The sequence below is a fragment of the Conexibacter sp. S30A1 genome (genome assembly GCF_023330665.1).
In the GTDB taxonomy this organism is placed as follows: domain Bacteria; phylum Actinomycetota; class Thermoleophilia; order Solirubrobacterales; family Solirubrobacteraceae; genus Palsa-465.
This window is the reverse complement of the sequence record NZ_CP097127.1, coordinates 1,070,733-1,092,230: the sequence shown is the minus strand read 5'-3', so window position 1 is coordinate 1,092,230 and position 21,498 is coordinate 1,070,733. Positions and strand designations below refer to the sequence as shown.

Here is a 21,498-nt window from a genome sequence, read left to right as displayed (position 1 = left end):
GCCGGGGCTCAGGGCTGACTGGCGGGCGTGGCCACCAGGGCGCTGTCGGGCGGGATCGTGAACCAGTAGCTGCCGGTGACCGGCGTGACCGTCTGCACGCGTGCGGTGCCCTGCCAGGTTCCTGAGCTCGAGATCGTCTGTCCGCCGAAGCTGGCCGACTGCGACCAGGGTGTCGGCGCGATCAGCGCCCTGACGTCGAGTGGTGTGTCTGTGGGCAGCGTAACGTCGACCCGCTCGCGCTCGGTCGTGTCGTTGATCAGCGCCAGGCTGTAACCGCTTGTGGAGTGCACGGCCCAGACTTTGACGTTGGCCGGCAGCACGCCGCTGACCTGCTCAAGCGTCGCGTCCGGGCCGAGGGTGCTTGAGAAGGCGGCGATCCCGTAGAGCAGCGGCTCGGCGACCAGGCCGCTGCCGGCCGCCGTCTCGATCGCCGAGTTCGGCTCGGCTGCGCGCAGGTGGAAGTTGATGCCGTTGACGCCCGCCGCGAGCAGCTCGTAGATCTGGTCAAGGCCCCAGAGGGTCGTGGCGAACGTGTCGGTGACGGCGGGTAGGCCCTCGCAGGTGGAGCTTCCCAGCTCGGTCAGGCGGTAGGGAACGCCGGCGCTGTGGGCCGCTTGGATCGCCGGAGCCAACGCCGCCGTGGCGCGGGCGATGTTCGTGGCCTGGAAGTACTTGCGGAGCCCGGGGTAGTCCGCCGACCCGGCCTGGACGCAGGCGTTGTAGGCGTAGTAGTGCTCGGTGGCCAGCCCGACCTGGCCGGCATCCTGGGAGAGCAGCGATGAGAGCCAGGGTGCGGTCGGGTTAGAAAGCTCTGGTCCGGCCAGCGTCAGTGACGGCAGGTGCCGGTGCAGGAGGTTCGCGTAGAGCGCGAACAGCGTGTCGTAGCGGCTGGGGCTGAAGCGCTTGACCCAGGTCGCGTTGGTCGCGGTGATGCCGTCGAGGCCGAGTGGATAAAGGTTCGGCTCGTTGCCGATCGCAACCGCGCTGAGCGTTCCCGGCGGCAGCACGCGCTCGGCCGCCTCGATGAAGTTGAGCGCCATCTGCGGGTCGTGGTCGGCGGCGTTGACGTTGATGATCACATCGCTGCCGGTTGCTGCGGCGGTGCTCGCGAGGGACCGAAGCCACGGGTAGCCGAGGTTCACCTGCTCACCGACCGGGGCCAGGTACTGGGGCAGGATCTGCGAGGTCTCGCCATTCCAGTAGGCCGAGTCCGCGAACGTGCCGCCGAGGCGCAGCATGAAGGGTCCGTCGCCGTTTGGCTCGATCAGTTTGATGAACTGCGTGAACGCCGGCTGGTAGGTGAAGTCCTCCATCTCCTCGACGTTCATTGACAGGCCCATGAACGACTGGGGCACCGGCAGGAGCACAGCACCGCTGACGCTGACGTGGGAGGTCGGCGCCGCGAGGCGCCGCTCACGGGCGCCGGCGGAGGTTGCGGTCAGGCAGGCGAGTAGCAGTGTCGCGCCGATCGTGGCAAGGCGCAACCTCGTCTGCCTTGCCGGGTTGCAGCTCTCGTGGCGGGATTTTCTGTGCGTGTGGTGAATCAAAGGTTGAGATCGCGTTGTCCTGCGCTGCCGGTCGACCGCTGGCTGTCAATCTCTCTGAGAACAAGGATGATGCGGCTGATAGAGCGAACAGACGGTGTCCGGCTGAAGTTGCGGTCGACCGCCATCCGGGTCGCTGGCGCTGCGGCACTGGCTGGCGTGTGTGCGCTTGGCGCGCCGGCACTCGCGCAGGCGAAGGTCGCAGTCACAGGCTACGCGGTCAGCTTCGCGCTCGCGCCCGGAGCCGCTGGCGTCGGCAGCTTCACCGAGCCGGCGATCGTCCCGGCGCCAAACGGCTCAGACGCCGAATGGTTGGTCGTCAGCGGCCGCAACCAGCAGGTGATCTCGATCACGCCCACCGGCCAGCAGCGATCGATCGCCTCCGGCATGGCCACGGGGGTCAATGGCCCGCTGCTGTACGCGAGCGTCGACGCGGATGGCTATGACTGGATCCTAGATAACGACCAGGGGCCGGGCAACGTGCTCTATGCGGTCGGCGCGCCCAACTCGCAGAGCCCGGGCCTGAACCCGGTGGCGCGCCTGGGCAACTACGGCCAGGATCTGACGCTGGGCCCGGACGGGGCGCTCTACGCCGCCGACAACACCGGTCTGATCCGCTGCCAGATCAGCGCCGCGCCGGCGGCGTCGTGCGCAACCAACCCGCTGCCGCCACCGTTCTACACGGGCGCCGGGGCGTTCGCGCTGGGTGCCGGCGGTGGCCAGGTGTGGTTCACCGACGGTCTAGGCGAGCTCGGCTCCTACGGCCCTGCCGGGTTCGGCGGCCCGTTCCCGGCAGCCGGGGTGTCTGACGCGAGCACTGACCCAGGCACGATCGTCACGGCAGGCAATGGCATGCTCTACGCGGCTGCCGCCAGCTCGCCGGGCTCGGGTGTGAACGATGAGATCGTCGAGCTCGACCCCCAGGCGCCCGACGGTGTGCGCGTGGCCGCCGCTGGTCTCGGCAACGTGGTCGCGATGACGGTCGGACCGGACGGCAACGTCTGGTTTCTGGACGCCGCCGACGGCGGTCTCGTCGGCGAGCTGAACGTCGCCACCGGGGACATCTTCCGCTTCGCGCTGCCGGCAGGCTTGGCGCTCCCGACGAGCGGCTGGCGCATCGCGGCCGGGCCGAGCGTGCCGGGGTCGACCGGTGACGGGGAGGTCTTCTTCACGGCCACCACGAGCTCGAGCGGTGAGCCACAGGCGGCGATCGGCGAGGTGACCGGCATCCCCTTCCCATTGAGCGCGGGCGCGTTGGCGTTCAACGGCGCGGTCACCGTTTCGCGTCGCCACCTGGCCGTGCTCACCTTTGCCTGCAGCGGGCAGAGCACGGCAGCCTGCGAAGGCCGGCTGACGCTCAGCGTCAGAACACGGCTGATACCACAAGGCAAACGTCGCCGGCGACTCGATCACAGGTTCGCTGGCCCGCGCCGTGGACGCATCAGGCGGCTCCTGCTCGGACGGTGGCGCTACGACCTGCGCGGTGGACACCTGCTCAGAGCGACCGTGCATCTTCCACGGCTCGCTTACCAGCTGCTCGAGACGCTCTCCAGCCATCGACTCGATGCGACGGTCACGAGCACCACCAGGCTCGGCACGGTCAGCGGCCACACGGTTGTGCTGGACGTCGCGCCCGCGCCTCCTGTGCGTCGCGGTGGCCACCGGTAGGCCCAGACCCCGCAGTTCGCCTGCGGCCTGGGCTCAGATGAAGACCAGCAGGTCGAGTCCGTGCCAGACCGCGTCCCTGACCGCGGGTACCGCGTCACGCTGGCGGTCGAATTCCATGCGCGTGTAGCAGTACGGCTCAACGCCCGCGCCCATCTCGCCCGCGTCCCAGAGCGAGGCGGCAACACGCACCCGCTCCAGCCAGGGCACCGCGTCGAAGCTGTCGGTCACGAGCACGAGCGTGAACCGTGGCGCCGTCTCCACTGCCAGGCCATGGTCGCCCACCGAAGTCAGTGCGCTGCCGCCCAGGAACGCGCCGTCAAGTTGCCAGCGGTTGCTGACACGGCTCAGGTACCGGCGTAGCTCCGCCCGGTTGAGTGCAAGCGTGCCCTGCACACAACGATTGTCACCGGGTATGCCCGTCTACGCAAGGGGCACGGAGGCAGACAACAGGTTCCTAACGCGGAGGCTCAAGCCGCCGCGACGCTGGCGCTCAGGCGCCCGCAAACTCCTCCACGGTGTGGGGGCCGACGCAGGCGACGCTGAAGCCCTCGGAGATCCCGGCCGCGACTGCGCGGACCTCGTCGAAGCTGACGGCGTCAAGCGCGGCAATCGAGGCCTCGGGGTCGACGTCCTGCCCGAACACGATCGCCTGGGTTGCGGCGGTGCGCGCGATCGCGCCGGTGTTCTCGAACGCGATCGCCCGGGCGCCGGCGGCGAACGCACGTGCCCGCTCCACCTCGGCCTCGGTGGGACCGTCCTCGCGCAGCTCCGCGACGATCTCAGCCATGCGCCTGAAGGCCTCAACGCACTTGGTGCTGTCGAGACCCGCGCTCAGCTGCAGCACCGGCACGTCCGCGTAGGCGTGGGGGTAGGAGCTGATCGAGTAGCAGAGGCCTCGCTGCTCACGGATCTCGTCAAACAGGCGCGAGCCCATCGATCCGCCAAGCAGCGTCGAGTAGATCGTCAGCGCCGCGCGCTGGGCCGGGTCGCTGACGTCGATCGCAGGCCGGTAGGACATGCGCAGATGGGACTGGTTGGAGTCGCGGGCGGTGACCAGGATGCGCGGCTCGTGGTCGGGCGCTGCGAGGTACGGCGGCGGCGCCGGTCGTGATGTGAAGCGCTCGAAAAGCTCCTCCACGCCAGCGTCGGGACCGAGCGAGTCGAGGTTGCCGACCAGCAGTGCGGCGCCTGACGCCGGCGACCACTGCCGCTCGCGGAACGCGACGATCCCCTCACGGGTGAAGGTCTGCGAGAGGTGCTCGGCCGGTCCCAAGACCGGACGCCCGAGTGGGTGCTCACCGAACACAGCCTCGTCGATCAGCTGCTCGGCGACCGCGGATGGCTGGTCGTTGTAACGGGCGATCTCCTGCACGACCACGCCGCGTTCCTTGTCGAGTTCCGCCGGGTCCAGTGTGGCGCGGGCGACGAAGTCGGTGAGCAGGTCGGCGGCCTCCATGCCCTTGGTCGCGCGGGCGGTGATGTGGAATGCCACCAGGTCGTGGCTGGTGTAGGCGTTCAGCACGGCGCCGTTGCGCTCCGCCGCCTCGTTGACGTCACGGTAGGTCCGGTACTTCTCACCGCCCTTGAACACCAGGTGCTCAAGGAAGTGGGCCATCCCGTTCTCCTCCGGGCGCTCGGTGCGGGCGCCGGCATCGAAGGCGACCATCAGCGTCACCGCCTGCGTGCCGGCCATTGCGATGCGGTGCAGTGCCAGCCCGTTTGGGAGTGCCTGAGATTCGATCGACGCCATCAGCAGAAGGTAGCGCCAGCGACCGTTTTGCGGGCTCCACCCCGCCGCCGTCGATCGGGGCGAGGCTGCAAATCTGATTGCATGTCGTCTGTGCCATGGTGTCGGTGGCGGCGCTGCCGCTAATCTGGCTGGCCCATGGCCGAGACAAAATCGAGTCCACGCGGTCGCTGGCAACTTCGCTCCGACGCCGCACGCAACCATGTACGACAGACTCCGAACCTCAAGCGACCCGGTCCACCTGTGTCCTCAAGCAGCGTGATCGAGTTCCGGGCCGTGACCAAGAAGTACGGCACCGGCGCCTTCGGTCTGGATGAGGCCACCTTCTCGGTCGACCGCGGTGACTTCGTGTTCATGATCGGCTCGACCGGCTCTGGCAAGTCGACCGTGATGCGCCTTCTGATCAAGGAGCTCGAGCCCACCGAGGGAACGATCCTGGTCGCAGGGCGCGACATCTCGAGCATCAAGCGCCGTCAGGTGCCGTTCTACAGACGCAACATCGGCGTCGTCTTCCAGGACTTCAAGCTCCTGCCGAACCGCACCGTTTACGACAACGTCGCCTACGCGCTGCAGGTGACAGGACACTCGCGCAAGGAGATCCGCGCCAAGGTTCCGGACATCCTGCGGCTCACCGGGCTCTCGACCAAGCTGCACAACTACCCCGACCAGCTATCAGGGGGCGAGCAGCAGCGCGTCTCGATCGCCCGCGCGTTCGTCAACCACCCGCCGCTGCTCCTGGCCGACGAGCCGACCGGAAACCTCGATCCGGAGACGAGCATCGACATCATGCGGCTGCTCTACCGGATCAACCGCACCGGCACCACCGTGTTGGTCGCCACCCATGACCATGCCATGGTCGACAAGATGCGCCGCCGTGTGCTCGAGCTCTCGCGCGGCCGCGTGGTGCGTGACGAGGCCACCGGCCTCTATACGCGGGACGAGTCCACGCGCGAGTTCGCCCAGCGTCTGCGCAGTCCCGCCGAAGCACCGCAGATCCTTTAGGCACGATGAAGCACAGCCTGGGTTTCTTCCTGCGTGAGTCGCTCCGGGCGATGCGCCGGAACGCTGCGCCGAGCTTCGCTGCCCTCGCCACGGTGACCGTCACGTTGATCGTGGTCGGTGTCTTCATCCCGATTGTGCAGGCGACGACCGGCGCCGCCAACAGCGCCGCCGGCAAGGTCATGGTCGACGTTTACATGCAGCGGCACGCCACCCACGCCGAGGACGCCCGCGTGATGGGTGAGCTGCGCAGGCTGCCCCACGTGCAGCGCGTGGTGTTCGAGTCCAAGGCGCAGGCGCTCGCGCAGCAGCGCAAGCAGGATCCGCTCGCCTATGAGCTGCTCTCGGGAAACCCGCTGCCGGACACCTTCCACGTCTATCCGACCGCGCCAAGCGCGGTGCTTGCGGTGCGCGCCGAGATCGCCGACGCCGGCGGTCAGGGCCAGATGCTCGACCCCGCGATCGCCTCTGTCTCAAATCACACCCAGGACACCAAGCGGCTTTTGACGGTGACGCGCTTTGTGACGATCACCGCCGCGCTGCTCGCCGCCCTGCTGATCGCGGCCTCCGTGCTGCTGATCGGCAACACGATCCGTCTATCGCTCTACGCCCGGCGGCGCGAGGTCGAGGTGATGAAGCTCGTCGGCGCGACCGACTGGTTCATCCGCTGGCCGTTCGTGATCGAGGGAGTCGTTGTCGGCGCCGCGGCGGCGGTGATGGCGATCGTCACGCTCGCCGTCGCCAAGGTGGTGGTGCTCGATCCGCTGGCCAGCAACTGGGGCCTGATCTCGGCGCCACGCACGATCGGGATCGTGCCGCTGATGTTCGTGCTGCTGGTCGCCGGTGTGGGCGTCTCAGCAGTCGGCTCCGGGCTGTCGCTGCGGCGCTTCCTGCGCGTCTGAGTGCGGCGGCGCAAGCCGCACTTTCGCCCGGCTACGCTGCCAGTGTTGTCGCTCCACGCCAAAGCCCTGCTGCGACGGTGGCTTGCCGCCGCCGGCGCCATCGTTCTGCTGCTGGTCGGCGTCTGGTTCGGCGGGCATCCAAGCTGGCTACCCTCACCGCTGCGCAGCGTGTTCGTCTCCCGGACCGCTGACGAGCGGCTCGTGCAGACGACGCTCAATCTGATCGGCAAGGACTACTACCGCCCCGTCAACACACAGCGGTTGCTCAACACCGGCCTCGAGCAGGCGGTCGCCAGTCTCGATGACCCGTACTCGCACTACTTCCCCCCGGCTCTCTATCGCTCCTTTGAGCAGCAGACAAACCCGCAGGTGAGCGGGATCGGGGTCGAGGTGGCGGTCACGCCCGTGGGCGGCGGGATTGAGGTCGAAGAGGTGATCCAGAGCTCGCCGGCGGCGCACGCCGGACTCCAGCACGGAGACATCATCACCGCTGTTGACGGGCACTCGCTCGCCGGCAAGACGGTCGCCGCCGGCTCCAAGCTGATCACCGGTAGGCCCGGCACCAGCGTCACGCTCACCATCCGTCAGCACGGGTCGCTGCGGCGCGTACGGATCACACGCGCCCGGCTGAACGTCCCGGTCGCGGCCTCCAGGCTGCTTGACTACCACGGTAAGCGGATCGGGTACCTGGTGCTCAGCCAGTTCACCCCCACGGCCGCCGCCGAGCTCGGCGCCCAGGTGCAGCAGATGCTCGACGAGCACGCCCAGGGCCTGATCCTCGACCTGCGCAACAACCCTGGCGGCCTGCTGGCACAGGCCGTCGCCGTCGCGAGTCTGTTCATCGAACACGGCACGATCGTCACCACCAGGGGTCGCAGCCAGCCCACCCAGGTCTACCTGGCGCAGGGCGACGCGATCGCGCCCACAATCCCCATGGTGGTGCTCGTCGACCGCGGCACAGCCTCGTCGGCAGAGATCGTCACAGCGGCGCTGAAGGATCACCACCGCGCCCTGGTGGTCGGCACCCACACCTACGGCAAGGGCGTCTTTCAGGAGCTGATGCCGCTGCCGGGAGGCGCCGCGCTCGACATTACGGTTGGTGAGTTCTACACGCCCGACGGCCAGAATCTCGGCGGTGGCGGCGTCAAGGAAGGCAAGGGCATCACCCCCAACGTCTACGTCTACGACAACCCCAATGCCCCGGGCAGGCACGCACTCACGGTCGCAGAGCGCACCGTCGCCGCCGAAATCCGCTGAGGGCGCCGGCCGGGGCATGGTGGCGCTCGTCACGCGCCGCGGCAAGTTCCTGGTCGCCGAGCCGTTCTTCGGCCCAGGGCCGCGGCTTGCGCTCAGTCGCGACTCACGCTACGACGTTGGCGACCTCGTGCTGGTCACCGCCGCCGCCTCCGGTCGTCACGGGCGCGGCCAGCGGGCGCGGGTCGCTCGGCGCATCGGGCTTCCGCAAATCGCTCGTGATGTGATCGAGGCACTGATGCTCGATCGCGGCCTGGCACGCGGTTTCGAGCCGCCGGTCACGCGCGGGGCGCTGGATGCCGCGCGGCGGCCGTTTGGCGCCGAGGCTGGGCGCCGCGACCTGCGCACGCTGCCCACCTTCACGATCGACCCCACCAGTGCCCGCGACTACGACGACGCGATCTCCTGCCGGAGCACCGGTGCGGACGCCTGGACTGTCTGGGTGCACATCGCTGACGTGAGCGCCTACGTGCAGCCGCGCTCAGCGCTTGACCGCGAGGCCTACAGGCGTTCCACGAGCGTCTACGTTCCCGGGGCGGTCGAGCCGATGCTGCCCCCCGAGCTGTCCAATGGCGCCTGCTCGCTGGTGCCCGGCGAAGATCGCGCGGCGGTCACCGTCGAGCTTCAGATCCGTGCACGCGAGGTGACGGGCGTGTCGTTCTACCGCTCGGTGATCCGCTCCGACCGGCGTCTCACCTATGAGCAGGTGGACCGCATCTTCGCCGGCGCGGGCCGTGCCGAGGGCGAGTGGGGGGAAGGCCTGGCCAGCGCCCGTGCAGCGGCACGGGCGCTGGAGGAGAGACGCTCCGGCAAGGCGGTGCTCGTGCTCGAGTCGGCCGAGCCCGAGTTCAGCTTCGACCGCGAGGGCAACCTCATCGGTGTCGCGCCCGTGCTGGCGACCGAGTCGCACCGTTTGATCGAGCATCTGATGATCGCGGCCAACGAGCAGGTCGCCCGCTTTCTCGAGGCGCGGCATCTGCCGGCGCTCTACCGCGTGCACGAACGCCCGGAGGCGACGGCGGTAGAGCGGATGCTCGACCAGCTGAGCAGCCTGGGGGTGCCGACACCGCCAATGGCAGGCGGGCCGCTGACCGGCCAGCAGGCGGCAGAGGTGGCCGGTGAGGCCTCGCGCATGGTCTCCGAGTGGCTGCTCGCGCACGACGGACGCGGCGCCCGGGCGCTGAACCGGATCGTTCTGCGCTCGCTCAAACAGGCCTACTACGACGACCACAACCGCGGGCACTCCGGGCTTGCGCTTGCGAGCTACTGCCACTTCACCTCGCCGATCCGGCGCTACCCCGACCTGATCTGCCACCGCTCGCTGCTGTCGGCGCTGACCGGCGATGTCGCGGCCCCGGAGGCTTCGTGGGTTGCGCAGGCGGGACCGTGGACCTCCGCGCGCGAACGGGCGGCGATGATGATCGAGCGGGACGCCGACGATGTGGCGCGCTGCTTCCTGCTTGAGGCGACGTTGGCGGCGGCGGCGCACGGTGGTGGCGGGATCGTGTTCGATGGTGAGGTGGTGGGCGTGATCGGTGCGGGCGCGTTTGTCGCCTTCGGTGAGGACGGCGAGTACGAGGGCCTGCTGCCGGTGCGGCTGATGCGCGATGACTGGTGGGAGCTCAACGAGCACGGTACCGCGCTGATCGGCACCCGCAGCGGCCGGGCGCTGCGTCTCGGGGACAGCGTCGCGGTCCGGGTCGGTGGCGTCGACGCGCCACGCGGTAGGGTGGATCTGTTACCGGCTGACTGGGACTGAGAAGATGGCCAAGGGCAAGAAGCGCAAGGCGGCGGCGGGCGATGTGGCTACCAACCGCCAGGCCGCGTTCAAATACAACCTGATCGAGCGGTTCGAGTGTGGGATCGTGCTGACCGGCACGGAGGTCAAGTCCCTGCGCGACGGCGGCGCGCAGCTCAAGGACTCCTACGTCACGATCAACGACGGCGAGCTGTGGCTGGTCGGGGCCTACATCGCGCCCTATCCGGCCGCCTCGCGGGAGAACCACGCGCCCGAGCGCACCCGCAAGCTGCTTGCGCACCGCAGCGAGATCGAGCGGCTGCGCGGACGCCTGAACGAGCGCGGCTTCACGTTGGTGCCGACGCGGCTCTACTTCTCTGGAGAGCGCTCGCGGGCGAAGGTGGAGGTTGCGCTGGCCCGCGGCAAGGACCTCTACGACAAGCGCGAGACGATCAAATCCCGCGACATGGCGCGGGAGGTGGCCCGCGAGCTGCGCGACGTGGCACGGTAGGGGTGCCGTTGCGAGGCGGCTTGCGCGCTGTCCGTCCGGTGTAAAGCAGCCTGAGTGGGTAGCACCTCGTCGATGCAGCAACGCACTCCGATCGAGGTGCTCATCAGGCGCGTGCTGGCGGGTGGTGATCCGGAGGCGCAGCTGCGGGCGCTGTGCGAGCTGCGCGCCGGGCTTGACGAGGTTGAGGCCACGCTTGCGGTTGAGGCGATCCGTGCGGGGTTGTCCTGGCGGCAGATCGGCGCCGCGCTGGGTATCTCCAAGCAGGCGGCGCACCGTCGTCACCGTGATGGTGTGGCACGCGCCCTGAGCGAACCCACGCCGGTCACGTCTGAGGCTGGGGGACGCGTCGGTGGCGGTGTGCGCATCTCGACGCCGGCCCGTCGCGCCATCCGGCTTGCGCGACAGGAGGCTACCGTTCTGGGCAGCACAGAGCTTGGGACCGAACACCTGTTGCTGGGCGTGCTGCAGTGCGGCGATGACGGAGCCGAGAGGCTGTTTGAACGCCTCGATGTCAAGCCCGAGGAGGCGCGTCGCACGCTGCGTCTGCGAGGCGAGCGCGACGGCGCCGTCAGCCCGGTCGCTGCCTCGGCCGAGTCGACGGTCGCTGCGTCGCCACTTGCCAGGCGACTCGTCGAGCGCGCGCTCGCCGTGGCTGCCGCGCGCAGCGGCGGCGAGCTCACCGCGCTTGACCTGCTGCGTGCGCTCGTGAGCACCGAGAACTCCGGCGCCGCCCGCGCGCTGGCCAGGTTGGGCGTCACACCGGAGCGCGTCCGTGCGGAGCTGGGAACGCTCGAGCGGCGCCAGCCCGGCTCCGCGGTGCTGCCACAGGCGTGATGGGCGGCGCCGGGGCGCTACCATTGATCGGACATTACCCCTGGGGACGACAGGCTTCGACGTGGTCGGATCGTGGGGGTGGTTGCGAGTCGAGGTTCCCGGGAGGCCTCGTAAAAAACCTGGGAAACAATAAGTGCGGACACGCACAACTTTGATCTTGGCCTCGCTGCCTAATCTCAGCTAGCTAAGCATCATCTCGGCCTCCGTTAGCCCACAGCGGTCGATCCGGGATCAATAGTGGGCTTGCTCGGCGAGGATTTGCTCCCTCCGACCCGAGGACCACCAAAGGGAGCTGGCTGCCCCCAACCCCGCCGGCGAGGCGAGGGGGGAGCGAGATCAGAGCGCCGGCTACGCTCGTAGACGCCATCTCTTACGCGACCGCGGACGGGGGTTCAATTCCCCCCGTCTCCACTTTTGAACCCTCGTCTGACGAGGGTTCAAATCGTTCAGGCGGCTACCAATACGGTGTCGACGGCGGGGGCGGGGACAGCGTCGCCCGCTTGACGAAGACCCTCGATGTGGAATGCGATGGCTTCGCGGATCTGGGCGACGGTTGCTTCCCTGGTTTCGCCGGTGGCATAGACGCCGAGGTCAGGGCTCCAAGCGCCGAAGCCTGTGTCGCTTGGTTCGATGATTACGAGGTAGTCACTCATCGGAGGCTCAATCCTGGCTTGCGGCGGATGTCGGCAAGGTGTCCTGACAATGGGCTCTGAGCAGGTATTTTCGCATTTGCTGAGCCAGGCGTCTCCATCCCGATGAAAGCAAGGTTTGTTGTTTGTGCGGACCTTTACACCGCACGAGCAATCGAACCTTGCTGGCGGTTGGTGCCGCGTCAGCGGTGTTGCACCCAGAGGTTCTCCTCGCGGTAGATGGCTGTATCGCGCTCCTTATCTACCTCGATGAGGTTTAGTGCGTCGGGTATGACGTAGCTGCCAGTGACGGGGAGCGGCATGTCTGCCCAGCCTTCCCATTCTGCGACGGTGCCCGTGACGACCATTGAGTTAGGCGCGGGTTTCACGATGCTCGCGCCCATACGTTGATGGGTGCGTATCCAGGGGTCCAGCGATAGACCGTCGTCACGCTTCCAGGTTGCATAGTCGGCCATCGCCACCTGTGGGTATCGGTGCTTCCAGGTCGGGCGGATTGGTGCGACCACATGCGTCAAGCCCGCTGCGGTGGCTCGCTCCGTCAGGGCTTCGAGCACGCGAGCGGCAAGCCCCTGCTTGTCGAACTCCTTAGCGACGGCGGCGGCCATGAAGCTGAACGCGTTCGCTTGCCTTTCGTGCTCGTGGTCCTCCACGGCCGCGACGAGCGCGGAGCGGAAGCCCTCGGGTAGCCCTGATGGTGTTCCGTCCCAGGAGAGCGGAACGCCCCAACCGCCAGCGGCGACCTTGCCGTCATCGAGCAGGAAGACGCTTAACTCTCGGGTTTCGCACTTTTGGGCCTGTAGCGGCATAGCGGCGTAGCAGGTGGTGGTGGTGGGCGGGGCCGTGGCGGGCTGGTGTGGCCTGTTGGCGCGGTGTCGGGGAAGGAGCATCGGCGGCTTGCGCGAAAGCGGTTGCTGTCAACATAACCCGTCCGTCGCGGCCAAGGGGAGGCACGCTGCGCGGCTTCTCTTGGAGGCTGCCGCCGATGCTCTGCGTCCCATCTTCGCTGAACGAGCTGCTTGTCCTGTTTGAGTCGTGTTTCACCCGTCCCACGTTTGAGACGTTCCGGGGGGTGTTGGTCGGTCAGGTCTCGCAGACCTCTCTGCGGTGCGTGACCGGGATGCTGACAGGCTCAAGGCTGTCGGGGGTGTGGCATCACGCGCGTTGCCACCGGTTCTTCGCCAATGCCCGCTGGTCCGTGGACGAGCTCGGGTTACGGCTCGCCTGCCTGATCGTTGAGCGGTTCACAGAACCGGGTGCGAGCGTGCTGGTCGCGGTCGACGACACGCTCCTGAAACGCAGGGGACGCCGGATCCACGGCACCTTCTGGCATCACGACGCGACCGCCAACAGCCGCTCAGGCTCGGTCGCGTGGGGGAACAACTGGATCGTGGCCGGGATCTGTGTCAAGCTGCCGTTCCTGCAGCGCACCGTATGTTTGCCGGTCCTGTTCCGGCTCTGGCAGCCGCGGCGCGAACAGTTCGTCAAGCAGCACAAGCCCGATCCTGAGCGGCCCGGGAAGGTCAAGCTGGCCAGGGCGATGGTCTGCCTGCTCGCCAAACGGCTGCCGGATCGCCAGATCAACGTGGTCGGTGACAGCGCCTACATCAGCCAGGCGTGGCGTGCTGCACCCAAGCGGGTGACGATCACATCGAGGCTGCGTAGCAACGCGGTGATCTACGCCCCTGCGCCGCCGCGCACCGGCAAACGCGGCCGGCCACGCAAATGGGGCAAACAGCTTGAAAGCCTTCAACAGATCGCAGCCGACCCCGCCACCGAATGGGTAAAGACGACCGTCAGGCGCTACAGCAAAACCGAGACGCTCGAGCTGGCTGAGATCAACTGCCTGTGGGAGCCGCTCGGCGCCGAAACCCCGGTCCGTGTGATCCTCGTCAAAGACGACACCAAGCCGTGCGGCTACCAGATCGCGCTGATCACCACCGACCTTCACGCCACCGCCGCGCAGATCGTCGAACGCTACGCAGACCGCTGGCCGATCGAAGTCGCCTTCCAGGACGGCAAAGAACTGTTCGGCGTCGGTGATGCCCGCAACCGGACCGAGAAAGCCGTGCAACGGACCGTCCCATTCCAGTTCTTGGCGATGGACCTCACGATCATCTGGTACGCGCTCTACGGACATCACCCCGACATCGTCACAGAGCATCGCGCCCGCGCCCCCTGGTATGTCTCCAAGACCACCCCATCATTCCAGGACATGCTCGCCAAGCTACGACGAGTGATCATCGCCACCCAATTTCAACCCGAACAGGCCCGAACCCCCACAACCCAGGAAATCAACCAAGTCCAGCAAGCATGGGCAGCCGCCGGCCTATGAACTGCGAAACCCGAGTTAACTCGCGGAAGTAGTTATCCCTCGGTTTCGGGATCGTCACAGGAACTGTGTAGGCATCAGCGAAGGAGATCGCATGCCTACCACGACGAAGACCATGAGCAGTGATGTGTTGTTGGCCCAGCCCCCGTTCGGGGTGATGTCTCCCGCGCCTGGGTTGGGCGGGGAGGAGCGAAGCGACGAGCCGCCCAACCCAGGCGCGGCGCGGCCGGTGCCGGGGCTCGAGGAGGCGGTCGAGCGCGCGATCGCGCGTCGGCGGGTCCGTTGCGCGGTTGGGGGCGTTGAGGAGTCCTTGATCTCCGACGAGGTGATCGACGAGCTGCTGGCTGGCGCCAGGACCGAGGAGGAGATCCTTGGGTCAGGCGGGGTTCTTGGCCGGCTGACTAAACGGCTGGTGGAGCGTGCGATGAACGCGGAGCTGACCTGCCATGTCGGCTATGAGCCCCACCAGGAGCCCGCTGGCGGCGCGGCCAACCAGCGCAACGGGACGAGCGTAAAGACGCTCGTGAGCGATCACGGCAAGATCGTGATCGACGCGCCCAGGGACCGGGCAGGCACGTTTGAGCCGCAGATCGTCAAGAAGCGTCAGCGGCGCCTTGCCGGGATCGATCAGAAGATCCTCGCGCTCTACAGCCGTGGCCTGTCGACCCGTGACATCGAGGGCTACATGCAAGAGCTCTACGGCACGGGTGTGAGCCGTGAGCTGATAAGCCGCGTGACCGACCAGGTCGCAGACGACGTGCGTGAGTGGGCCAAACGGCCGCTTGAGACGATCTACCCCGTCGTGTTTTTGGACTGCATGGTGCTCAAGATCCGTGATGGTGGCAGCGTCGGGCACAAAGCGCTCTACATAGCGCTCGGGATCACCCTGGACGGCGACCGGGACGTGCTCGGCATGTGGTTTCAGGAGACGGAGGGCGCGAAGTTCTGGATGCAGGCGCTCAACGACCTGAAGACCCGTGGTGTGCGCGACATCCTGATCTGCTGTGTCGACGGGCTCACAGGGTTCCCTGAGGCGATCGAGGCGATCTTCCCGAAGACCACGGTCCAGACATGCATCGTGCACATGATCCGCTCAAGTCTCAAATACGTGCCCAGACGCGACCGTGAGCAAGTCGCCCGCGACCTCAAACCGATCTACACCGCGATCAACGCCGAGCAGGCATGGGCCGCACTGGAGGCCTTCGATGAGAAGTGGGGAGCGCGCTTCCCGATCATCACCCGGCAGTGGACCGCCGCCTGGGAGCACATCACACCGTTCCTCGCCTTCCCCGCCGAGGTCCGCCGGATCATCTACACCACCAACGCGATCGAGGCGCTCAACCGGCAGCTACGCAAAGCCATCAAAACCAAGGGCAGCTTCCCCAACGAGGACTCAGCCCGCAAGCTCGTCTACCTCTGCCTCCAGAACGCCGTCCCGCAATGGACCCGCTGCCGGAACTGGACAGCCGCGCTGCTAGCGCTCAAGATCCACTTCGGTGACCGGATCCCGGACGCAAGCTGACCACCACCCATTGACACGACGAGAGTAACTGTTAACCTGAAGAAACCACGCTTACACAGTTAACGTGACGCCCTCCGGGTTTCGCACTTTTGGGCCTGTAGCGGCATAGCGGCGTAGCAGGTGGTGGTGGACGGGGCCGTGGCGGGCTGGTGTGGCCTGTTGGCGCGGTGTCGGGGAAGGAGCATCGGCGGCTTGCGCGAAAGCGGTTGCTGTCAACATAACCCGTCCGTCGCGGCCAAGGGGAGGCACGCTGCGCGGCTTCTCTTGGAGGCTGCCGCCGATGCTCTGCGTCCCATCTTCGCTGAACGAGCTGCTTGTCCTGTTTGAGTCGTGTTTCACCCGTCCCACGTTTGAGACGTTCCGGGGGGTGTTGGTCGGTCAGGTCTCGCAGACCTCTCTGCGGTGCGTGACCGGGATGCTGACAGGCTCAAGGCTGTCGGGGGTGTGGCATCACGCGCGTTGCCACCGGTTCTTCGCCAATGCCCGCTGGTCCGTGGACGAGCTCGGGTTACGGCTCGCCTGCCTGATCGTTGAGCGGTTCACAGAACCGGGTGCGAGCGTGCTGGTCGCGGTCGACGACACGCTCCTGAAACGCAGGGGACGCCGGATCCACGGCACCTTCTGGCATCACGACGCGACCGCCAACAGCCGCTCAGGCTCGGTCGCGTGGGGGAACAACTGGATCGTGGCCGGGATCTGTGTCAAGCTGCCGTTCCTGCAGCGCACCGTATGTTTGCCGGTCCTGTTCCGGCTCTGGCAGCCGCGGCGCGAACAGTTCGTCAAGCAGCACAAGCCCGATCCTGAGCGGCCCGGGAAGGTCAAGCTGGCCAGGGCGATGGTCTGCCTGCTCGCCAAACGGCTGCCGGATCGCCAGATCAACGTGGTCGGTGACAGCGCCTACATCAGCCAGGCGTGGCGTGCTGCACCCAAGCGGGTGACGATCACATCGAGGCTGCGTAGCAACGCGGTGATCTACGCCCCTGCGCCGCCGCGCACCGGCAAACGCGGCCGGCCACGCAAATGGGGCAAACAGCTTGAAAGCCTTCAACAGATCGCAGCCGACCCCGCCACCGAATGGGTAAAGACGACCGTCAGGCGCTACAGCAAAACCGAGACGCTCGAGCTGGCTGAGATCAACTGCCTGTGGGAGCCGCTCGGCGCCGAAACCCCGGTCCGTGTGATCCTCGTCAAAGACGACACCAAGCCGTGCGGCTACCAGATCGCGCTGATCACCACCGACCTTCACGCCACCGCCGCGCAGATCGTCGAACGCTACGCAGACCGCTGGCCGATCGAAGTCGCCTTCCAGGACGGCAAAGAACTGTTCGGCGTCGGTGATGCCCGCAACCGGACCGAGAAAGCCGTGCAACGGACCGTCCCATTCCAGTTCTTGGCGATGGACCTCACGATCATCTGGTACGCGCTCTACGGACATCACCCCGACATCGTCACAGAGCATCGCGCCCGCGCCCCCTGGTATGTCTCCAAGACCACCCCATCATTCCAGGACATGCTCGCCAAGCTACGACGAGTGATCATCGCCACCCAATTTCAACCCGAACAGGCCCGAACCCCCACAACCCAGGAAATCAACCAAGTCCAGCAAGCATGGGCAGCCGCCGGCCTATGAACTGCGAAACCCGAGTTATCCGCGCGAGGCATGTATTCGGTCGGGATTTCGTCGTGGAAGATGAACTCCGGCCACCGCTCCCGGAACGCGGCGGCGGCCTCGTCGGCCAGGTCCGGGCGGTCCGAGGATGTGACTACCTCGTAGCTCATCGCGCGAAGTATGATGCGTCGCACCCGGTCACGGCAGCAGCCCGGCCTCCGCTGCTTCTCCCTCGGCGCGGTTGAGCGCCCAGGTCGCTCGCTCTGGCTCCCTGCGTTCCGGTCGGCTCGCCGCTTGCCGGTAGGCCGCGTCCAACGTCTGCCGCACGACCATCAGCCTGTGCTCAAACTGCGTTGGGCTGGGGAGAGTGCGGGTTGGGGTGCAGGTGTTGAGCGCCGTTGATTTTCGGGACGGTGATGCTTTTGTTCGGCGGCATCGGGGGGTGGGGTACGAAAGAAGAAGTAAGTCCGGGGTGGGGTCCCGGGCTGACGGCTGATCGGCTCGCAATGAAGGGCGGTCAGGGTCGTGGGCTTGCGGTTGCTTGTCGCGCGTTTGTGACCGCTTCGCTTTCGCTTTTGATCGCTCGCCATGAGGTGCTCAGGTTTCTGAGTGACCGGTCTGGTGGCGCGGCCGGGTGCTCGGCGAGCGATTCGACCCACTCGCGCGTGGCGGTAGGCAGCCGGCCGGTTATGTCCCGCTGCTGCTGGCGGCCCAGAGCTGGGCGGGTCGTCCGCCGGTCGGGATCTGGGTGCTGTGGACGCGGTGGGCGGCGTGCAGGGCTTGGAGGGCGTGGTCGATCTGCCCGGCGGGCTGGTTGTGGTTGAGGGTCTGGCTGATTTGGCTGCGGGTCAGTCCGCCGGGATGGTTTGTGAGGATGGTGTGGATCTGTTCGGCGAGTGGCTGACCGGTCGCACCGGTGAGCGCCCATGCTGCGGACCGGGTGGCGTAGTCCTGGAGCGCGAGTGCGGCGCTCAGGTGCGGGCTGCCGATCTGGGTTTTGCCGTCAGCGAGGGCGTAGAGAAGCGCGAGGCGGATGACGTGCGCTTCGGCGCGGGCGGTGATCTGGCCGATAATCCCGGCCTGTGGCTGGGCGAGTGTGCGGTAGGCGTGATGCCACATCTCCCGGGCGTCGGGATCAAGCTTGATCTGGCCGGCTGTGCGTGCTTGGCGTAGCGCCGTGGCGAGCAGGCGATCAAGGCCGGTGCCGGCGAGGGGGTCAGGTTCGCCGCCTTCTGGGAGCAGGCGCTGGCGGCGGCAGCAGACGATCAGGATCCGGTTCAGATACCCGTTGGAGAGCTCTGCCTGGGTTATGTGGCGGCGCAACTCGTGTTGGGTGATGTGACCGATTAGCGTGATGTGCGCGGTGCTGGCGCGCGCCGGCGCGGTGCGGGTCAGGATCGCCAGTGGCCGTCCATCCCACGCTGAGCGCAGAGTTGGTGAGAGTGTCGAGATCTCACGGCTTGCGGCCTTCAATACTGACGCGAATTCTGGTTCGATCACCAGCAGCCGCTGATCAGGGTGACCGGGATCCTGGCCGGCTGGGTCACGGACCGCCCAGATCAACCCCTCGCCACTGGATAGGCCGGTGAGAATCCGTGAGTCGATCGACGTGTCGACACTGACCAGAAGCCGACGGACATGATCCCAAGATGACCCCTTTCTCGCCTTCGCGCTGTCACCGACCAGCAGCATGAACTCGTTGGTGTGATGGCGGGTCGCTTCGACTTGGAACCACGCGCCACGACCGATGGCGGTACCGAACCCGACCAGCAGCTGGGTGAGGATCGCGACCGGGTCAGCCTCGGTGTGCGGGGCGACGCGGCCCACGATCTCGCCGAGCAGCTCGTGGTAGACGGCGGGTGCTGGTGCTTGCGGCCAGCCTGGCGGTGCTGGCAGCAGCCCGCTGTTTGTAGGCTGATCCTCCGGTGGCGGGTCAAGCAGCGACAGGGTGGCGGTCATTCGGCTGAGACCTCTGTGACGGCGACCCGTGCCGAGCTCTCATCCACGATCGCCTTGTTTGCCGCGAACGCGGCAACCAGCGCCGCGACAGCGAGGTTGTTGATCAACCTCGGCAGACCACGGGACGTGGTGTGGATCAGGCTGATCGCATCATCGGAGAACAGGGTGTCCGAGCGGCCCGCGAGCGCCAAATGATGCTGCACATAGCTTCGGGTCTCTTTCAGGTCGAGGCCGTTGATCGTGTAACGCACCGCGATCCTCTGGTCCAGCGCGGTGAACGTGCCGTTGCGCAGCCGACGCCGAAGTGTGGGTTGGCCGAGCAAAAGCAAACAGAACGGGGCGGTCTGGTCCATCCCCATGTTTGACAAACACCGGATCCCCTCCAGGCTCTCCGCGTCAAGCAAATGGGCTTCATCAATGATGATCACGACATGCTTGCCACGCTCCGCGCTCTCGGCGGCGAGCATCTCTTGGGCTTGGGGGATCAGAGCGGCGTGATGGAACCTAGGGGTGGCGCCCAGGGTGTTGATGATCAGCCCGTAGATACCGCGCAACCCGACGCCGGGGGTTCCGAGATAAAGCACCGTGTGCCTTGAGGCATCAAGGCTCGCCACAGCGGCGCGGGCAGCAACAGTTTTGCCGGCGCCGCACTCCCCGCTGATCACACCGATCGCCTGCTCACTGATGCACCACGCCATCCGGGCGACCGCCTCAGCATGCGAGCCATGGGCATGCAACATTCCCGGTGCCAGATCCTTCCCGAACGGCATGCGTGTGAACCCGTAATGGGCGCGCAACCTGTCAATACTCACTGCTCATCCCTCCTGCTTTTGGTTGATGTCACGATCCTTCTCGCCGTCGCCGTCGCCGTTGTTTGTGAGGCTGGCGTAGTCGATCCGCTGACCACCCAGCTCAGCGTCGCGCTGCTCAGCCAGCAGCTTCAGGTAGTCGATCCCTGTGCCGGCCGGTGGTGGCGGCAGCTCCCGCTGGGCTTGTGGGTGGGTGCGGCGGCCGATCACCAAAGGTGTGGCGGTCCCCATCGGGCGATGCTGGTAGCGAACCTCGATCATCGTGAGATCGAACGGGTCGAACACCAACTCGACCTTGCAGCCGGCGAGCGCGGCGTTGACCTCGTATTGGTTGGCGTAAAGCGACACGGTCGCGGTCTTCGTGACCGTCCGTTCCTGACTCCACAGAAACGCTTCGCGCAACAGCGCCGGGGTCGGCAACTGGGGTGCGCCCGCCGCATCAAACCGGGCCAGCGGGGCTTGCTTGGTCTCTGAGTGCACCCGGCGGTGATAAACGACCTCCACCCACGCGGAGAACCGACGGTTCAGCTCCGCCAGCTCGATGCCATCATCGATCTCCACCAGGAACTGGTCGCGCACGGTCCGGAAGAAGCGTTCGATTTTCCCTTTCGTTGTCGCCGCCCTCGGGCTTGCGTGAATCAGCCTCACACCAAGCACCGCACACGCACGAAATAGCTGTGAGGACACGAACGCCGAGCCGCGGTCAACCAAAATCTGGCCGGGCACCCCACGGCTCATCAACCCGGCACGGAGCGCGGCCTCGAGGCGGAACACATCCTCACCGGTCCCCCACCGCCACCCGGTCAGCAGGCGAGAGTGATCGTCGATAAACGCGACGAGCACCGCCCGCGCGGCGGTGCCGGCGAGCCTGGGGCCATGTAACCCGTCCCCAGTCCACAGCTCATTCCGGGCAGCGGCTTCGAACCGGCCATAAACCTTCCCTGCAGTGTGACCATCACCCCTGACGTTCAACCCGGCACGAGCCAGATGCGTCTGCAATGTCCGCAACCCCGGCACGTCCTCACCGTCCTTGACGCTGGCGAGCATGATCTGCCTGACCTGCGCGGCGGTTCGCTCCGGCCGCTCACGTTTCAAAGCGAACGCCAGCTCCAATGTCTCGGCCGGTGTCCTGACCGGGACGACCCGCCGCCGGGGAAGCAAAGCCTCGAACCCGCCGCGGCGATAAGCACGAATCCACTCATCCAGAGTGCCGCGCGCGACCCTGACGAGCTGCCCATCAGGCCCGACATGCTCACGCCCAGCCAGTGACCGAACGAGCCGGCCACGCTCAGCTTTCGACAACCCCTCATCGGCGGCGTCACGAATCAGGGTGTAACGAAACAGGCCGATCTCCCGGCGACGATCCTCATTCACCTCGTTGCTCTCCCGCGCTCTCGTTCATCCGAAGCGCAGGAGCGTCTCA

Annotated in this window: 18 protein-coding genes and 1 other RNA gene; 11 read left to right on the top strand and 8 right to left on the bottom strand. The window is 66.8% G+C overall.

Annotated elements, in window-relative coordinates:
• Nucleotides 1-8 precede the first annotated feature (8 nt).
• A complete protein-coding gene (locus M3M54_RS05465; protein WP_249021171.1) occupies nt 9-1,484 on the bottom strand; it encodes a hypothetical protein in 1,476 nt (491 codons plus the stop codon).
• Between the two features lie 171 nt (nt 1,485-1,655).
• Here M3M54_RS05465 and M3M54_RS05460 point away from each other — a divergent pair, with 171 nt between their 5' ends.
• Entirely contained in the window at nt 1,656-3,212 is a 1,557-nt protein-coding gene (locus M3M54_RS05460) for a hypothetical protein (RefSeq protein WP_249021170.1), read from the top strand.
• Nucleotides 3,213-3,245: 33 nt separating this feature from the next.
• Here the strand turns inward: M3M54_RS05460 and M3M54_RS05455 are convergent, their stop codons facing one another.
• On the bottom strand, nt 3,246-3,605 hold the full coding sequence (locus M3M54_RS05455) for a hypothetical protein (protein ID WP_249021169.1): 360 nt from the start codon (nt 3,603-3,605) through the stop codon (nt 3,246-3,248).
• 97 nt (nt 3,606-3,702) lie between these two features.
• Nucleotides 3,703-4,962 (bottom strand): pitrilysin family protein, encoded by a 1,260-nt coding sequence (locus M3M54_RS05450; RefSeq protein WP_249021168.1) that lies wholly within the window; start codon nt 4,960-4,962, stop codon nt 3,703-3,705.
• Nucleotides 4,963-5,202: 240 nt separating this feature from the next.
• On the opposite strand from M3M54_RS05450, the gene ftsE reads away from it, so the two are divergent.
• From ftsE to ssrA, 7 genes are all read left to right on the top strand, one after another.
• Entirely contained in the window at nt 5,203-5,961 is a 759-nt protein-coding gene (gene ftsE, locus M3M54_RS05445; protein WP_249021167.1) for a cell division ATP-binding protein FtsE, read from the top strand.
• A gap of 5 nt (nt 5,962-5,966) precedes the next feature.
• Nucleotides 5,967-6,860: a permease-like cell division protein FtsX gene (ftsX, locus tag M3M54_RS05440; RefSeq protein WP_249021166.1), complete on the top strand. Its 894-nt coding sequence runs from the start codon at nt 5,967-5,969 to the stop codon at nt 6,858-6,860.
• Nucleotides 6,861-6,905: 45 nt separating this feature from the next.
• Nucleotides 6,906-8,117 (top strand): S41 family peptidase, encoded by a 1,212-nt coding sequence (locus M3M54_RS05435; RefSeq protein ID WP_249021165.1) that lies wholly within the window; start codon nt 6,906-6,908, stop codon nt 8,115-8,117.
• A 16-nt stretch (nt 8,118-8,133) separates the two neighbouring features.
• Nucleotides 8,134-9,873 (top strand): RNB domain-containing ribonuclease, encoded by a 1,740-nt coding sequence (locus M3M54_RS05430; protein ID WP_371878620.1) that lies wholly within the window; start codon nt 8,134-8,136, stop codon nt 9,871-9,873.
• 4 nt (nt 9,874-9,877) lie between these two features.
• Nucleotides 9,878-10,363: an SsrA-binding protein SmpB gene (gene smpB / locus M3M54_RS05425; RefSeq protein WP_249021163.1), complete on the top strand. Its 486-nt coding sequence runs from the start codon at nt 9,878-9,880 to the stop codon at nt 10,361-10,363.
• Nucleotides 10,364-10,435: 72 nt separating this feature from the next.
• Nucleotides 10,436-11,197 (top strand): Clp protease N-terminal domain-containing protein, encoded by a 762-nt coding sequence (locus M3M54_RS05420; RefSeq protein ID WP_249021162.1) that lies wholly within the window; start codon nt 10,436-10,438, stop codon nt 11,195-11,197.
• Between the two features lie 42 nt (nt 11,198-11,239).
• Nucleotides 11,240-11,611, top strand: a transfer-messenger RNA (tmRNA) gene (ssrA, locus tag M3M54_RS05415).
• Nucleotides 11,612-11,643: 32 nt separating this feature from the next.
• Here ssrA and M3M54_RS05410 read toward each other — a convergent pair.
• Both M3M54_RS05410 and M3M54_RS05405 read right to left on the bottom strand, forming a co-directional pair.
• Nucleotides 11,644-11,850: a type II toxin-antitoxin system HicB family antitoxin gene (locus M3M54_RS05410; RefSeq protein WP_249021161.1), complete on the bottom strand. Its 207-nt coding sequence runs from the start codon at nt 11,848-11,850 to the stop codon at nt 11,644-11,646.
• Between the two features lie 179 nt (nt 11,851-12,029).
• Nucleotides 12,030-12,653 carry a hypothetical protein gene (locus tag M3M54_RS05405; RefSeq protein ID WP_249021160.1) on the bottom strand — a complete coding sequence of 208 codons (624 nt, stop codon included), beginning with the start codon at nt 12,651-12,653 and terminating at the stop codon, nt 12,030-12,032.
• A gap of 176 nt (nt 12,654-12,829) precedes the next feature.
• On the opposite strand from M3M54_RS05405, the gene M3M54_RS05400 reads away from it, so the two are divergent.
• The 3 genes from M3M54_RS05400 to M3M54_RS05390 all read left to right on the top strand — a co-directional run bounded on the left by M3M54_RS05400 (nt 12,830) and on the right by M3M54_RS05390 (nt 17,328).
• Nucleotides 12,830-14,179, top strand: coding sequence for a transposase (locus M3M54_RS05400; RefSeq protein WP_249019411.1), 1,350 nt, complete (start codon nt 12,830-12,832; stop codon nt 14,177-14,179).
• Nucleotides 14,180-14,270: 91 nt separating this feature from the next.
• Complete coding sequence (locus M3M54_RS05395) at nt 14,271-15,698, top strand: IS256 family transposase (RefSeq protein ID WP_249019252.1); 1,428 nt, start codon at nt 14,271-14,273, stop codon at nt 15,696-15,698.
• Nucleotides 15,699-15,978: 280 nt separating this feature from the next.
• Complete coding sequence (locus tag M3M54_RS05390) at nt 15,979-17,328, top strand: transposase (RefSeq protein WP_249019411.1); 1,350 nt, start codon at nt 15,979-15,981, stop codon at nt 17,326-17,328.
• A 666-nt stretch (nt 17,329-17,994) separates the two neighbouring features.
• Here M3M54_RS05390 and M3M54_RS05385 read toward each other — a convergent pair.
• From M3M54_RS05385 to M3M54_RS05375, 3 genes are read right to left on the bottom strand one after another with little or no spacing between them, the layout of a single operon-like run.
• Nucleotides 17,995-19,266, bottom strand: a complete 1,272-nt coding sequence (locus M3M54_RS05385) for a YfjI family protein (protein WP_249019416.1) — start codon at nt 19,264-19,266, stop codon at nt 17,995-17,997.
• Complete coding sequence (locus M3M54_RS05380) at nt 19,263-20,078, bottom strand: ExeA family protein (protein WP_249019415.1); 816 nt, start codon at nt 20,076-20,078, stop codon at nt 19,263-19,265. The genes M3M54_RS05385 and M3M54_RS05380 overlap by 4 nt, the downstream gene beginning before the upstream one ends.
• Nucleotides 20,079-20,081: 3 nt before the next feature.
• On the bottom strand, nt 20,082-21,449 hold the full coding sequence (locus M3M54_RS05375) for a DDE-type integrase/transposase/recombinase (protein WP_249019757.1): 1,368 nt from the start codon (nt 21,447-21,449) through the stop codon (nt 20,082-20,084).
• Between the last annotated feature and the right edge of the window lie 49 nt (nt 21,450-21,498).